General features: G+C 75.0%; 14 protein-coding genes. 5 read left to right on the top strand and 9 right to left on the bottom strand.

The window, feature by feature from the left end; translation table 11 throughout:
* Nucleotides 1-5 precede the first annotated feature (5 nt).
* Together truA and QWY28_RS12580 are read left to right on the top strand one after the other, a co-directional pair.
* Nucleotides 6-836, top strand: coding sequence for a tRNA pseudouridine(38-40) synthase TruA (truA, locus tag QWY28_RS12585; RefSeq protein ID WP_300952909.1), 831 nt, complete (start codon nucleotides 6-8; stop codon nucleotides 834-836).
* Nucleotides 837-889: 53 nt separating this feature from the next.
* Complete coding sequence (locus QWY28_RS12580) at nucleotides 890-1,438, top strand: class I SAM-dependent methyltransferase (RefSeq protein ID WP_300952984.1); 549 nt, start codon at nucleotides 890-892, stop codon at nucleotides 1,436-1,438.
* Between the two features lie 10 nt (nucleotides 1,439-1,448).
* On the opposite strand, the gene QWY28_RS12575 is transcribed toward QWY28_RS12580, so the two are convergent.
* The 3 genes from QWY28_RS12575 to QWY28_RS12565 all read right to left on the bottom strand — a co-directional run bounded on the left by QWY28_RS12575 (nucleotide 1,449) and on the right by QWY28_RS12565 (nucleotide 3,810).
* On the bottom strand, nucleotides 1,449-1,997 hold the full coding sequence (locus tag QWY28_RS12575) for a hypothetical protein (protein ID WP_300952908.1): 549 nt from the start codon (nucleotides 1,995-1,997) through the stop codon (nucleotides 1,449-1,451).
* 110 nt (nucleotides 1,998-2,107) lie between these two features.
* Nucleotides 2,108-2,866: a ZIP family metal transporter gene (locus tag QWY28_RS12570; protein ID WP_300952907.1), complete on the bottom strand. Its 759-nt coding sequence runs from the start codon at nucleotides 2,864-2,866 to the stop codon at nucleotides 2,108-2,110.
* Entirely contained in the window at nucleotides 2,863-3,810 is a 948-nt protein-coding gene (locus QWY28_RS12565) for a phosphotransferase family protein (protein WP_300952906.1), read from the bottom strand. Before QWY28_RS12565 ends, QWY28_RS12570 begins: the two co-directional genes overlap by 4 nt.
* Nucleotides 3,811-3,874: 64 nt before the next feature.
* Here QWY28_RS12565 and QWY28_RS12560 point away from each other — a divergent pair, with 64 nt between their 5' ends.
* On the top strand, nucleotides 3,875-4,837 hold the full coding sequence (locus QWY28_RS12560) for an exonuclease/endonuclease/phosphatase family protein (RefSeq protein ID WP_300952905.1): 963 nt from the start codon (nucleotides 3,875-3,877) through the stop codon (nucleotides 4,835-4,837).
* Between the two features lie 56 nt (nucleotides 4,838-4,893).
* Here the strand turns inward: QWY28_RS12560 and QWY28_RS12555 are convergent, their stop codons facing one another.
* The 5 genes from QWY28_RS12555 to QWY28_RS12535 are packed head-to-tail and all read right to left on the bottom strand — an operon-like array spanning nucleotide 4,894 to nucleotide 9,854.
* A complete protein-coding gene (locus QWY28_RS12555; RefSeq protein ID WP_300952904.1) occupies nucleotides 4,894-6,243 on the bottom strand; it encodes an ABC transporter substrate-binding protein in 1,350 nt (449 codons plus the stop codon).
* On the bottom strand, nucleotides 6,240-7,379 hold the full coding sequence (locus QWY28_RS12550; RefSeq protein WP_300952903.1) for a branched-chain amino acid ABC transporter permease: 1,140 nt from the start codon (nucleotides 7,377-7,379) through the stop codon (nucleotides 6,240-6,242). The genes QWY28_RS12555 and QWY28_RS12550 overlap by 4 nt, the downstream gene beginning before the upstream one ends.
* 1 nt (nucleotide 7,380) lies before the next feature.
* On the bottom strand, nucleotides 7,381-8,259 hold the full coding sequence (locus tag QWY28_RS12545; protein ID WP_300952902.1) for a branched-chain amino acid ABC transporter permease: 879 nt from the start codon (nucleotides 8,257-8,259) through the stop codon (nucleotides 7,381-7,383).
* Nucleotides 8,260-8,271: 12 nt separating this feature from the next.
* On the bottom strand, nucleotides 8,272-8,976 hold the full coding sequence (locus QWY28_RS12540) for an ABC transporter ATP-binding protein (RefSeq protein ID WP_300952901.1): 705 nt from the start codon (nucleotides 8,974-8,976) through the stop codon (nucleotides 8,272-8,274).
* The gene (locus QWY28_RS12535) at nucleotides 8,976-9,854 is read right to left on the bottom strand and encodes an ABC transporter ATP-binding protein (protein WP_300952900.1); all 879 of its coding nucleotides are present in this window, start codon (nucleotides 9,852-9,854) and stop codon (nucleotides 8,976-8,978) included. The genes QWY28_RS12540 and QWY28_RS12535 overlap by 1 nt, the downstream gene beginning before the upstream one ends.
* A gap of 90 nt (nucleotides 9,855-9,944) precedes the next feature.
* Between QWY28_RS12535 and QWY28_RS12530 the strand changes: the two genes are divergently transcribed.
* Nucleotides 9,945-11,162 carry a PucR family transcriptional regulator gene (locus tag QWY28_RS12530; protein WP_300952899.1) on the top strand — a complete coding sequence of 406 codons (1,218 nt, stop codon included), beginning with the start codon at nucleotides 9,945-9,947 and terminating at the stop codon, nucleotides 11,160-11,162.
* A 157-nt stretch (nucleotides 11,163-11,319) separates the two neighbouring features.
* Nucleotides 11,320-11,961, top strand: coding sequence for a hypothetical protein (locus QWY28_RS12525; protein ID WP_300952898.1), 642 nt, complete (start codon nucleotides 11,320-11,322; stop codon nucleotides 11,959-11,961).
* 16 nt (nucleotides 11,962-11,977) lie between these two features.
* Here QWY28_RS12525 and lipP1 read toward each other — a convergent pair whose 3' ends face one another.
* A complete protein-coding gene (gene lipP1 / locus QWY28_RS12520; protein WP_300952897.1) occupies nucleotides 11,978-12,913 on the bottom strand; it encodes a LipP1 family hormone-sensitive lipase in 936 nt (311 codons plus the stop codon).
* Between the last annotated feature and the right edge of the window lie 31 nt (nucleotides 12,914-12,944).

Raw genomic sequence — 12,944 nt, 5'->3', positions numbered from 1 at the left:
AGGGGGTGCGGATCCGGATCGACCTCGCCTACGACGGCGGCGGCTTCCACGGCTGGGCGGCCCAGCCCGGCCTGCGGACGGTGCAGGGAGAGCTGTCGGCGGCCGCGGCGACCGCGCTGCGGGTGCCCTCGGTGGAGCTGGTGTGCGCCGGCCGCACCGACACCGGCGTCCACGCCCGGGGCCAGGTCGTGCACCTCGACGTCGAGCCCGACGCGCTGGCGCGCTCGGCCGGGCGATCGCCCGACCCGCCGCTGGAGGCGCTGGTGCGCCGCCTCAACGGCATCCTCCCCGCCGACGTGCGCGTACGCCGCGCGGTCGAAGCCGCGCCCGGGTTCGACGCGCGCTTCTCCGCGCTGTGGCGCCGCTACGCCTACCGCGTCGCCGACACCCCCGCCGCGGTCGACCCGCTGGTCCGCGGGCACGTCCTGGCCTGGCCGCGGCCGCTCGACGTCGACCTGCTCAACGAGGCCGCCGTCCTGCTCGTCGGCGAGCACGACTTCGCGTCGTTCTGCAAGCAGCGCGAGGGCGCGACGACGATCCGCGTGCTGCAGGAGCTGTCCTGGCGGCGGCTGCCGTCCGGCGTGCTGGAGGCGACGGTCCGCGCGGACGCGTTCTGCCACAGCATGGTCCGCTCGCTGGTCGGCTGCCTCCTGGCCGTGGGGGAGGGGCGCCGGCCCGTCGCCTGGGCGGCCGACGTCCTGGCGGCCGAGCGACGCGACGCCTCCGTCGCCGTCGTGCACGCGCACGGCCTCACGCTGGAGGAGGTCGCCTACCCGCCCGACGCCGAGCTCGGCGCCCGGGTCGAGCTGACACGCGCCCGGAGGGAGAAGCCGTGAGCGAGCAGGAGGAGCACTACTTCTCCGCCGACCCGTCGGTGCCGTTCAAGCGGATGCCGGTGACGGCAGAGGTCTGGGGCCGGTCGCTGGCGCTGGTCAGCGGCTCGGGGGTCTTCGCGCAGGGGCGCCTCGACATCGGCACGTCGGTGCTCTTCCGCGAGACCGAGCCGCCCGCCGGCGGACGGGTGCTCGACCTCGGCTGCGGCTACGGCGTCATCGGGCTGGCGGTCGCGGCCTGCGTGCCCGCGGCGGCGGTCACCGCCGTCGACGTCAACGAGCGCGCGGTGCTGCTCGCGAACGAGAACGCCGCGGCGCTCGGCGTCGCCGACCGCTACCGCGCCGCGACGCCCGCCGGCGTCGAGCCCCACGCGACGTACGACGAGATCTGGTCGAACCCGCCGATCCGGATCGGCAAGCAGGCGCTCCACGAGCTCCTGCTCACCTGGCTGCCGCGGCTCGCGCCGGACGGGCGCGCGGTGATGGTGGTCGGCAAGAACCTCGGCGCCGACTCCCTCCAGCGGTGGCTGGGGGAGCAGGGCTTCCCCACCACGCGGCTGGCCTCGGCGAAGGGCTTCCGGGTGCTGGAGTCGCGGCGCGGCTGACCGCCCGCCGTCAGGGGGTGATCCGCCCGAGGATCCCCTTCTTCTGCTCGGTGGCACGCTGCTGCTCGCCGGCGAAGGAGCTGACCACCACGAGCGCGCCGGTCAGCGCCGGGACCACCCACTGCAGGGCGGCGAGCTGCTTCTGGGCCTTCGCCACCTCGGGCGGCGTGCCGCTCTCGGGCTCGGTGCCGGAGGCGGCGGGCATCTGCGTCTCCTGCGAGACCTTCTTGCCCAGCGCGCGGGAGTACGCCGTGACGCCGAGCGCCGCCGCGGTCAGCGCGGTCTTGGCGACGACCATCGAGCCGACGCCCTGCTGGCCGGCGATCCGGCCCTTGTTGCCGCCGAGCTGGCCGATGCTGCCGGCGAGGTGGGCACCGATGGCGGCCGCGTTGACCGGCGTCCAGCGGTCCCAGCCGGTGTTGGCGACGGCGCCCACGTCGGTGGAGGCCGTCGCCTGCGCGGCCGCCGGGTTGAGGGCGACGGCATTGGCGAGCGTGCCGCCGAACCAGGCTGCGAGGCCGACGTCGTGCAGGGAGCGGGAGAGGGTGTTGCGAGCCATGGGCTGTGACCTCCGGGGTCGGTGGGGGGAAGCCGGCTCGGTACCCGGGCGGTCGCGGGGGATACGGCCGCCCGGTTCCGGGCGAGCCGCGCAGACCCGCTCCGACCCGGTCAGAGCCGCTCGATGCTGAAGGCGACGATGAAGCCGAGGGTGGCCAGCAGGCCGGCGTAGAGGTGGGTGTCCTCGAACGCCTCGGGGATCATCGTGTCGGCGACCATCGCGAGGATCGCCCCGGCTGCGACGGCGGTGATGACGGCGGTCGTGGTGGCCGGGGCGCCGTCGAGCAGCAGCGCCCCGAGGAGCCCGGCGAGGCCGCTGGCCGCGGCGATGCCGCCCCAGACTCCGAAGACGTAGCGGGCGCTGCGGCCGCTCCGCTTCATGCCGGCCGCCGAGGAGAGGCCCTCGGGCAGGTTGGAGATGAAGATCGCTGCCAGCACCGGCACCCCCACGCCGCTGCCGCCCAGGAGCGAGACGCCGAGGACGACCGACTCGGGCACGCCGTCGAGCAGCGCGCCGACCGCGATGGCCGCGCCGCTGCCCTCCTGGTCCTCCTCGGAGGCCTGCTGGTCCTGCGAGCGCTTGCGGTGCCGGGCGCCGCGCCGCGCGAGGGCGATGTTGGCGGCGACGTACGCGAGCGCCCCGCCGAGGAAGCCGACCACGGTCGGGCCGAGGCCCCCGGTCCGCTCGGCCTCGTCGACGAGGTCGAAGGCGAGCGCGGAGATGAGCACGCCGGCGCCGAACGCCATCACACCGGCGACCACCCGCTGGGGCACGGCCACGAACCAGGCGACGAGGGCGCCGAGCACGAGCGCGCCACCGGCGAGGAGCCCCCAGCCGCCGGCCTGGAGCCACACAGGGAGGTCGGTCACGGGTCCTCGGTGACCCGACCGTCCAGGAACATCCGCAGTCGCAGCTCGGTGCTGCGCAGGTCACCCGGGACGTGCCCGTTGACCGCGCGGCACGCCCACCCCAGCCGGGTCGCGAGGTCGGCGGCGTCCCGGAGGGCGTCGGGCCCGAGGTCGGGGCGGGCCGCGGCCCAGGGGCCGAGGTAGGACTCCCGGTACGGCGCGGTGTCCACGGCGTCCTCCTCGTCGTCGAGCCCCCAGGCGATGACGCCGCGGAGCGGCACGGCCAGCACGAGGAACGGGTGGGTGACGCAGGCGTCGCCCCAGTCCATGAGGAGCGCCGGCCCGTCCCCGCCGGGTCGGAGGAACACCTGGGCGTCGTGGAGGTCGTCGTGCTGCACGCTGTCGGGCAGGCCGTACGCCGCCAGGTCGGCGGCCAGCCGCTCGACGAGCGGCGCGGCCGACCGGTAGCGCGGGTCCACGTCGAGACCGGCCAGCAGGGCGTCGTACTGCTCTGCGAGGAGAGGCAGCCGCCGGTCGGGCACGCCGGCCGCGAGCAGCTCCTCGACGTCGCGGGTGCACGCCAGCTGCACCCACGCGACGCCCTCGAGCGCGTCGTGCCAGTGCGCCAGGCTGCGCTCGCGGGCGACGACCTCGCGCAGCCGCTCGCCGGCGTCCGCCATGAGCATCCAGCCGCGGTCGGGGTCGGCCGCCAGCAGCGGCGGCACCCGGTCGGGCGCGCGTCGGGCCAGCAGCGCGACCGTCGACGCCTCGTGCCGCAACGACGCCGTCGTCGCCTTGAACCAGACCGGCCCGAGCCCGGTCGGCACCCGCAGCACCGTCGACCACGGCTCGACGTGGGGCTGCTCGACCTCGCCGCTGCGCGTGGTCCCGAGTGAGGTCAGCCGCTCGTCGACCCACGCCCGCACCTCCGCCAGCCAGGCGGGGTCGGTCCAGTCGTCGGCCACGGCGGTGAAGGCTAGGGCCCGCACGGCTCCCCGCGCACCGGGATTTCCGCCGTACCGTCCTGCCATGACCCGCGTCGCCGTCCGAGCCCTCGGGGGGCTCGTCGTGCTGGCCGTCCTGACGACGGTGGCGCTGGTGGTGTGGCAGCGGTCGGACGAGCCGGCTCCGCCGACGTCCGTGGGCACCCGGGGCGGACCGGCCCGGGTGGCGCCGAGGCTCCCCGGGGAGCTGCTGACGACGATCGGCGTGGTCTCCTACAACGCGCTGCGCCTCCTGCCGCTGGAGCGGGCACGACGCGACTGGGACCGGCTGACCGCCCGCCGCGACGTGGACCTGATCGGGTGGCAGGAGTCGAAGTCGTCGGCGTTCCGACGACTGCACCCGCAGTACCGCTCGCGCGGCTGGCAGACCTGGCACTGGCCGGACCCCGACGGGCCGATCTCGCTGGCGGTCTCGTGGCGGACCGCGACCTTCGAGCTGCTCGACGTGTCGTTCCGGAGGATGCACCGCGGTGGCCACCCGCGGGAGACCACCCACCCGTTCCCCGCCCGGTGGGTGGTGACCGCGCAGCTGCGGCACCGCGGGTCCGGACGCACCGTCACGCTGCTCAACACCCACGTCAACCAGCACATCGAGACCGGGCAGCGCTTCGAGGACAACCTGAACGCGCGTCGGGCCAAGCGGCACCTCGCGACGCTCGCCCGGATGTGGGACACCGCGCCGGGACCGGTGGTCGTCGGCACCGGCGACTACAACTTCGACTTCGCCGACGACTCCCGGGCGCGGCCGGCGGGTGGCATCACCCGCGCGTTCCGCGGGCGCGCGACCTCGTCGTACCAGGCGCTCGGCCTGCGCGGCCTCGCGCCGACGCGCAACACCCGGTGGATCGACTACGTCCACCTCGCCGACCGCTCCCTGCGGACCCGCCGGGACCGGGGAGGCACCGCGCAGTTCGCCCGCCACGCCGTCCTCCGCGGCTACGCCTCCGACCACGCGCCGCTGCTCGCGAGGGTGCGGCTCTACCGCTGACGCCCACCCGGGCGGGCCGGGTGGGCGTCAGCGGTCCTCCTGCTCGGCTCAGCGGGTCACGGCGCCTCGGGGACGCCGCTCTCCGGCGGGGCGTCGCCGTCCTGGCCGGAGTCGTCCTCGGCGATCTCGGCGTCGCCGATGTCGGTGACCAGCACGGGCGTGAGGTCCTCGCCCGCGCCGTCGCGGATCTCGACGACGCGCAGCCCGGAGATGCCGAGGTGGCTGTCGGCGGAGTAGCGGAAGGGAGCCAGCTGCGGGCCGTCGAGGTCGGCGCCGACCTCCTCCATCGCCTCGACCAGCCCGTCGCGGGTCAGGTCCTCGCCCGCGGCCAGGAGCGCCTGGACGAAGGCGTAGGCGTGGGACATGCCGTAGACCCGGTAGTTGGTCAGCTCGCCCTTCTCGCCGTGCTCGTCCCAGACCTTCTGCCACAGCTGGACCCACGGGTCGTCGGGCTGGTCGACGCCGGGGATGTACTCGGTCGTCATCACCCCGTCCAGCGAGCCCGAGCCGCCCTCGACGGCGCCCTCGGAGAAGCGGGAGAGCAGCGATCCGACCAGGTCGGCGTCGGAGCCGACGTTGGAGTAGAACCACTGCGGCTGGTAGCCCAGCTTGAGCGCGACCAGCTGGCTCAACGCGGTGTACGACGGGGTGTTGAAGGCCAGCACGAGGTCCGCGCCCGCGGCCTGGAGCCCGGCGATCTGCGGCCCCACGTCGGTGTTCCCGGAGGTGTAGCGCTCGGCCGCGACGATCTGCTCGTCGAGGAACTGACGCACCCCCTTCTCGGCGTCGTCACCGAAGTCGTCGTCCTGCAGGAACAGCCCGACCTTGGCGTCGGGCATGTTCTCCGCGACGTACTGGCCGATGATCTTGCCCTCGATCTCGTAGTCGGGCTGCCAGCCGAAGGTGTACGGCGCGTTCTCGGGGTCGTCGCCCCACTGCAGGGATCCGGAGGACACGAAGAAGTCGGGGACGCCCTCGTCGTTGAGGAAGTCCACGACGGCGCTGTGGGTGGGCGTGCCGAGGCCGCCGACCATCGCGAAGATCTCCTCCTCCAGCACCAGCTCGTTGGTCACCGAGCTGGTGTTGGTGGGGTTGTAGCCGTCGTCGCGCACGAGGTACTCGATCTGCCGGCCGTTGACGCCGCCCTGGGCGTTGACGTAGTCGAAGTAGGCCTTCGCGCCGGTGGGGATCTCGTTGTAACCGGGCGCCGCGACGCCGGTCAGCGGGAAGTGCGCGCCGATGGTGATCGAGTCCTCGGTCACGCCCGGTGCGGTGGCGCCGCCACCGCCGCCCTCGTCCCCGCCGTCGCCGTCGTCGGACCGACCGCCGGCGCCGCAGGCGCTCAGCAGCAGGGCACCGGCCAGCACCGCGGCGAGGGGTGCTGACCTGTGGAGCCGTCGTCTCATGTGGTGGTTCCCTTCGAGGTGGTGGAGGTGGAGGTGGGTGCTGCTGTGTCGGTGCTGGTGCTGGTACTGGTGCCGGTGCCGGCCCGCTGCAGCCGTCGCCGGAGCAGGGCGGTGCGGGCGGTGCCCACGAGCCCGGCCGGCGCGACCAGGACGACCACGACCATCACCAGGCCGTAGACGAGGGGCGCCAGCTCCGCGGCCTGGATGTCGGACAGCCCGGCGTCGACGCCGAGGTCGGTGACGACCTGCGGGAGGAAGGTGAGCAGCGCGGCGCCGAGGAGCGCGCCGCCGAGGCTGCCGAGCCCACCCAGCACGACCGCCGTGAGCAGGGTGAGGCTGAGGGTGATCGTGAAGCCGCTGGGCGCGGCGAGCCGTACGGTGATCGCCATCATCGCGCCGGCGGCCCCGGCCGCGGCCGCGCTGACCACGAAGGCCGAGACCCGCGCGCGGCCGAGCCGGATGCCGGCCAGCTCCGCGGCGACCTCGTCGTCGCGGACCGCGCGCCAGCGGCGGCCGACCCGGGTGCGGGAGAGGTTCGCGAGGAGCACGAAGGTGACGATCAGCGTGAGCCAGGCCAGGCAGGCGACGTACCGGCTGCGGGTGAGGTCCTGGCCGGTGACGAAGAAGGCCAGGTCCAGCACCCAGGTGGGGATGTCGGGCAGGACGACGCGCAGGCCCTGCTCGCCGCCGAGCTGCTCCTTGAAGTAGAGGGCGATGCCCGGCACGGCCACCGCGAGGGCGAGCGTCGCGCCGGCGAGGTAGGGGCCGTGCAGGCGGGCCGCGGCGGCGCCGACCACGGCCCCGACGAGGAGGGTCACGGCCACGGCGGCGAGGACGACGAGGGGGAGCGGGGTGCCGGCGTCGCGGTCGTCGAGCAGCAGCGCGGTGGTGTAGGCGCCGATCGCCATCAGGGCGCCGTGGCCGAGCGAGATCTGCCCGTTGAGGCCGGTGAGCACCGTCAGGCCGCCGGCGGCGATGCCGAGGTAGGCCATCGAGGCGAGCTGGAGGTTGCGGAAGTCGCTGGCGCTCTCGAGCACCACCACGACGACCACGAGGCCGAGGAGGGCGACCAGCAGGTGGCGGCCCAGGACCGAGCCGGCCCACCAGGTCCGGCCGCGTCGGAGCGCGGTGGCCATCTCACACCCTCCTCGCGGCGGCCTGCGCGAACAGGCCCCCGGGTCGCAGCGTGAGGACGAGCATCAGGATCACCAGGGCCGCCAGCGCGACGAGCTGCGAGCCGACGTACCCGCTCACGAAGGAGAGCGCGACCCCCAGGAGCAGCCCGCCGACGACCGCGCCGATCGGGCTGTCGAGGCCGCCGAGGACCGCGGCGACGAAGCCGTAGACGACGACCGAGTCCATGTAGGCGGGGTGGACGAGGCTGCCGCCGGCGATGAGCAGGCCGGCCAGCGACCCGACGAGCGAGGCGAGCGCCCAGCCGAGGGTGAGCATCCGGCCGACGCGTACGCCGAGCAGGCGCGCCACCTCCGGGTTGAAGGCCGAGGCGCGCATCCGCAGCCCCACGTCGGTGTAGCGGAAGAGCGCCAGCAGCAGGCCCATCGTCACCAGCACGGCCAGGACGGTGAAGACGCCGAAGCCGGTGAGCGCGATCGTGGTGCCGCCGACCTCGAGGCCGCGGACGCCGAACGGCGCGGGGAAGCTGCGGTACCGGTTGCCGAAGACGACCGCCGCGAGGGCGTGGAGCACGATGAACAGCCCGAGGGTGAGGATGACCGCGTTGATCTCCGGGCCGCCCTCGACCGGGCGCACGACGAGCCGCTCGACGACCGCGCCGAGGAGCAGCCCGCTCACGAGCGCGGCGGCGAAGGCCAGCCAGTACGAGTGGCCGGCGTCGACGACGACGAGCGCGACGAACGTGGTGACCATGGCCATCGGCGCCTGCGCGAAGTTCACGATCCGCGTCGAGCGCCAGATGAGGACCAGGGCGAGCGCGAACGCGGCGTACACCATGCCGAGCGTCAGGCCGCCGAGGGCGGTGTTGAGGAGCTGTTGCACTGGGTCTCCCGCTCAGAATCCGAGGTAGGCGTGGCGGAGCTGGTCGTCGGCCGCGAGCACGTCGGCGTCGTCGTCGGCGACGACGCGGCCGAGGTTGAGGACGACGCCGCGGTGGGCGATGGAGAGCGCGCTCCGGGCGTTCTGCTCGACCAGCAGCACGCTGAGCGACTCCGACTCGACCAGCCCGCGCAGCAGCTCGAAGATCTGCGCGACGATGCGCGGCGCGAGCCCGAGCGAGGGCTCGTCCAGCAGCAGCATCGTCGGGCGCGCCATCAGCGCGCGGGCGATCACCAGCATCTGCCGCTCGCCGCCGGACAGGACGTGGGCGAGGGCCGCGCGCCGGTCGGCGAGGACCGGGAAGAGCGTGTAGACGCGCTCGAGGTCGGCCGGGTCGACGCGGCCGGCGCGGCCGAGGCCGCCGAGGCGGAGGTTCTCCTCGACGGTGAGCTCGGTGATGACGCCCCGCCCCTCGGGCACGTGCGCGAGGCCCAGGGCCGGCATCCGCTCCGCGGCGACCCGGTCCAGGCGGCTCCCGTCGAGCTCGACGCTGCCGCGGTCGGCCCGGTGCAGCCCCGAGATGGTCCGCAGCAGGGTGGTCTTGCCGGCGCCGTTGGCGCCCAGCACGGCCGTGACCCGGCCGCGGTCGGCGGTGAAGGACACGCCGTCGAGCGCGCGGACCGGCCCGTAGCCGGCGGAGAGGTCGGTGACGGTGAGCATCAGTCGACCTCCTCGCCGAGGTACGCCGCCAGGACCGCCGGGTCGTGGCGGACCTCGTCGGGCGTGCCGTGGGCGATGCGCCGGCCGAAGTCGAGGACGGTGATCTCGTCGCAGACCCGCATCACCAGGTCCATGTGGTGCTCGACGAGCATCACCGACATCGCCCGGTCGCTCACCAGCCCGCGGACCAGGTCGCCGAGCTCGTCCATGTCGGCCGCACCCAGCCCGCTGGCCGGCTCGTCGAGGAGCAGGAGGTCGGGCTCGGCCGCGAGCGCCCGGGCCAGCGCGACCCGCTTGCGGACCGGGTAGGGGAGGCTGGCGGGGTAGCGGGCGGCGTACGCCCCGATCTCGAGCCGGTCCAGCACGTCCGTCGCGCGCTCGCGCAGCTCCCGCTCCTCGCGGGCAGCCCGGGGGAGGCCGAGCAGGGAGCCGAGGAACCCGGTGCGGGCGTGGCGGTCGGCGCCGACCAGGACGTTCTCGAGCACGGTGACGCGGTCGAAGAGGCCGAGGCCCTGCAGGGTGCGGGCCATGCCGAGGCCGGCGAGGTCGTGGGGGTGGAGCCGCTCGAGCCGGTCCCCGCGGCGGCTGATGGCGCCCCGCTCGGGGACGACGAAGCCGCAGGCGACGTTGAACAGCGTGGTCTTGCCGGCGCCGTTGGGGCCGATGACGCCGTGGACGGTCCCGGGCGTGACGGCGAGGTCGACGTCGGACAGCGCGGTGATGCCGCCGAAGGTCACGGTGATGCCGCGCAGCTCCAGCGCCGGCGGGCCGGGGGCGCTCGTGGACGGCGGCAATCGGACCTCCGAGAGGGCGGCGCTCCGGGCGGCGCCCCGAGCTGTGACGGGCACCACCTTGGTGCGGGCGCACAGGATGCGCACTGGGCGCAGCGCACAGATTCGCTTGGTCGAACCGCCCCGATCCGGGGTCGGGGCTGGTGCCGGTTGTGCGAAGAGTGCGAACGTGCGTCCATGCGCTCCGCCCAGTCGACCGCCGGCGGGGCCTCCGCCGAGCTCGCGGCGCAGGCCTGGGCGCTGCTCCTCGACCAGTCCGACACGATCGCCGACAGCATCACGCTGGCGCTCTTCGAGCGGGACGCGCACCTCTACGAGCGGATGGGGCCCGAGCTGCGGGTCGACGTCCGGGAGAGCACGCGGGTGCACATCCGCCGGGGGCTCGAGGTGCTGTCCGGGCAGCGCACGTCGGGCAACCCCACCGCCATCGACGTCTGGCGCGAGACCGGCCGTCGGCGCGCACGACAGGGCGTCCCGCTGGAGCTGGTGCTCAACGCCTACATGCACGGCGCGCGGGTGCTGTGGGAGGCGCTCATCGCCCGGTCGGCCACCGCCCCGGACGGGCTGGTCGACGACCGGGTGCTGCTGGCCGCCGGCGGGACCGTCTGGTCGAACCTCGACGTCCAGAACGCCGTGCTCATCGAGGCCTACCGCCGCGAGGCCGCCCGGTTGCAGCGGCACGACCTCCAGCGACAGCAGTCCGTGCTCGACGGGCTGCTCGAGGGCCGCGGCGCCGACCCGGACTTCGCCGACGAGGCCCGCACGGTCCTCGACGTCGGCCCCGACGACGCCGTGGCGTGCGTGGTCGCGTTGTACGACGACCCGCCGGACTCGCTCGGCCCGGCCGAGGACCGGCTCGACCGGCTCGGCGTGGTCGCCCGCTGGCACGTCCGCTCCGGGGTGTACTTCGGGCTGCTGGCCGGCCCGCTGCCCGACGAGCCGGGGATCGCCGAGCTGTTCGCGCCGTACTCCGCCGGCCGGATGGGCGTCGCCGCCTCACCCGACGGCATCGCCGGCTTCGCCACCGCCTTCCAGCTGGCCACCCGCGCGGCCGAGACGCTGCCGCGCGCCGGGTGCGGCGTCGTCCCCGTCACCGAACGGCTGCCCGAGGTGCTCCTCGCCGGCAGCCCCCAGGTCGCGCCCCTGCTGCTCGCGCGCACGCTCGGGCCGATCCTCGCCCTCCCCGAGGGCCAGTCCCGTATGCTCCTCGACACCCTCGCCGCGCTCCTGCGTCACGGGGGGTCCCCGACGCACGCCGCCGAGGAGCTCTACTGCCACCGCAACACCGTCATCTACCGCCTCAAGCAGATCGAGCAGCTCACCGGCCGCACCCTCACCGACCCCCGCGACAAGCTCCTCCTCGAGCTCGCGCTCATCGCGTGCGGGTCCGCCTGAGCCCGTGGCCTGCGGGCGTCTCGCGACCCGCCGCGCCGCCGGTCGAGCGGGAGCGGTCCGGCGTCGACGGTCGCGATCGGCGGCCGGGCGCGGGCGCGCAACCGCGGGACCGCCTCGCGCGTCGGACCGCTGGAACCGAGGACGACCTGGAGGTCCCGTGCCTGTCCGACGAGCGGTGCCGACTGGCGCCACCGCCATCCTCGCCGCCTGGCTGCTCGCAGCGACCAGCGCCTGCGCCGGTGGCGCCGAGGAGCCGGAGCAGGTCTCGACGGCCTCGGTCGACGAGCTGTCGGACCACGGAGGTCGGGCCTGTCCGGAGCGCCTGGCGCAGGCCGACGACGAAAGCCACGGCTTCGGGACCGACGCCCCGGCGACGGAGGTGCCCGACCTGTCCGGCGCCGACCGGGCGTGGGTGTGCACGTACCGGGGCGTGCTCGACCACCGGCAGCCCCGGGGCGGCGGCGCGGTGTACCGCTGGGAGCGCCTGGACCGACCGCAGTCGCTGACGGGGAGCCGGTCGGAGGCGGTCGAGCAGGCGCTCGCCGGCGTGGCGCCGTACGACGACGGCGAGCGCCTGTGCACCGCCGACCTCGGCCCCCGCCACGTGCTGGTGCTCGCCCACGGGCGGGACCTGACCGGCGTGGTCGTCGAGGGCTACGGCTGTCGCGACGTGCGGCTGACCGACGACCCGTTCACGACCGTGCCGGGCGAGGGCGATCAGGGTCGGGCGGTGCCGGGCGTGCTGGGCGGCGGCGGGGACCTGCTCGACGCGGTGGGTGTCGAGCGCCCGCTCCGGTGAGAGGGGCCCAGGCGCCTCAGCCGTGCAGGACCCTCCGGAACAGTGCGCACGTCTCCTCGACGGCGGCCTGGGCGGCGGCGGAGTGGCGCCCCATGTCGACGAACCCGTGGATGAGGCCGGGGTAGACCCGGTGCTCGACGGGGACCCCGGCGTCGGCGAGGGCGCGGGCGTAGGCGTTGCCGTCGTCGCGCAACGGGTCCAGCTCGGCCGTGACGACGACGGCGGGAGCCAGTCCCTCGAGGCGGCCGTGGAGCGGGGAGAGGCGCGGGTCGCCGAGCGCGGAGGGGTCGCCGACGTACTGCGCGCCGAACCACGCCATCGTCCGTGAGTCGAGGAAGAAGCCCTCCGCGTTCTCGGTGTGCGAGGGGTAGGAGCCGCCCATGTCGGTGACGGGGTAGACGAGCAGCTGGCCGGCGAGCGGGCGGCCCTCGTCGCGGAAGGCCTGGGCGACGACGGCGGAGAGGTTGCCGCCGGCGGAGTCGCCGGCCACGCCCATCCGGTCGTCGCCACCGAGGTCGGCGAGGGAGTCCGAGACCCACCGGGCAGCGGCGAGCGCGTCGTCGGGCGCCGCGGGGAACGGGTGCTCGGGGGCGAGGCGGTAGTCGACGGAGACCACGACGGCGTCGCAGAGGGTGGCGATCGTGCGGCAGGTGAGGTCGTGGGTGTCGAGGTCGCCGATGACGAACCCGCCGCCGTGGAAGAACGCGACGGTCGGCAGTGGACCGGCGTCCGCGCGCGGCCGGTAGACCCGGGCGGGCAGCGATCCGGCGGCGCCGGGAACGGTGACGTCCTCGACGGCGGCGACCTCCGGCACGGACGCCGGGTCGCGCAGGTCGACGGTGAGGACGCGGAAGCCCCGGCGGGCGTCCTCGGGGGTCTGCTCCCACATGGGCGGGTGGCCGGAGCCGGCCATGAGCTGGAGCAGCACGTCGAGCTGGGGGTCGATCGGCACGGAGGGTCCTCCTGGAGAAGGGTCGGGGACG

The organism is Nocardioides oceani (genome assembly GCF_030412965.1).
In the GTDB taxonomy this organism is placed as follows: Bacteria; Actinomycetota; Actinomycetes; order Propionibacteriales; family Nocardioidaceae; genus Nocardioides; species Nocardioides oceani.
Note: the sequence above shows the minus strand (reverse complement) of the source record. Positions and strands in the feature narration are given on the sequence as shown.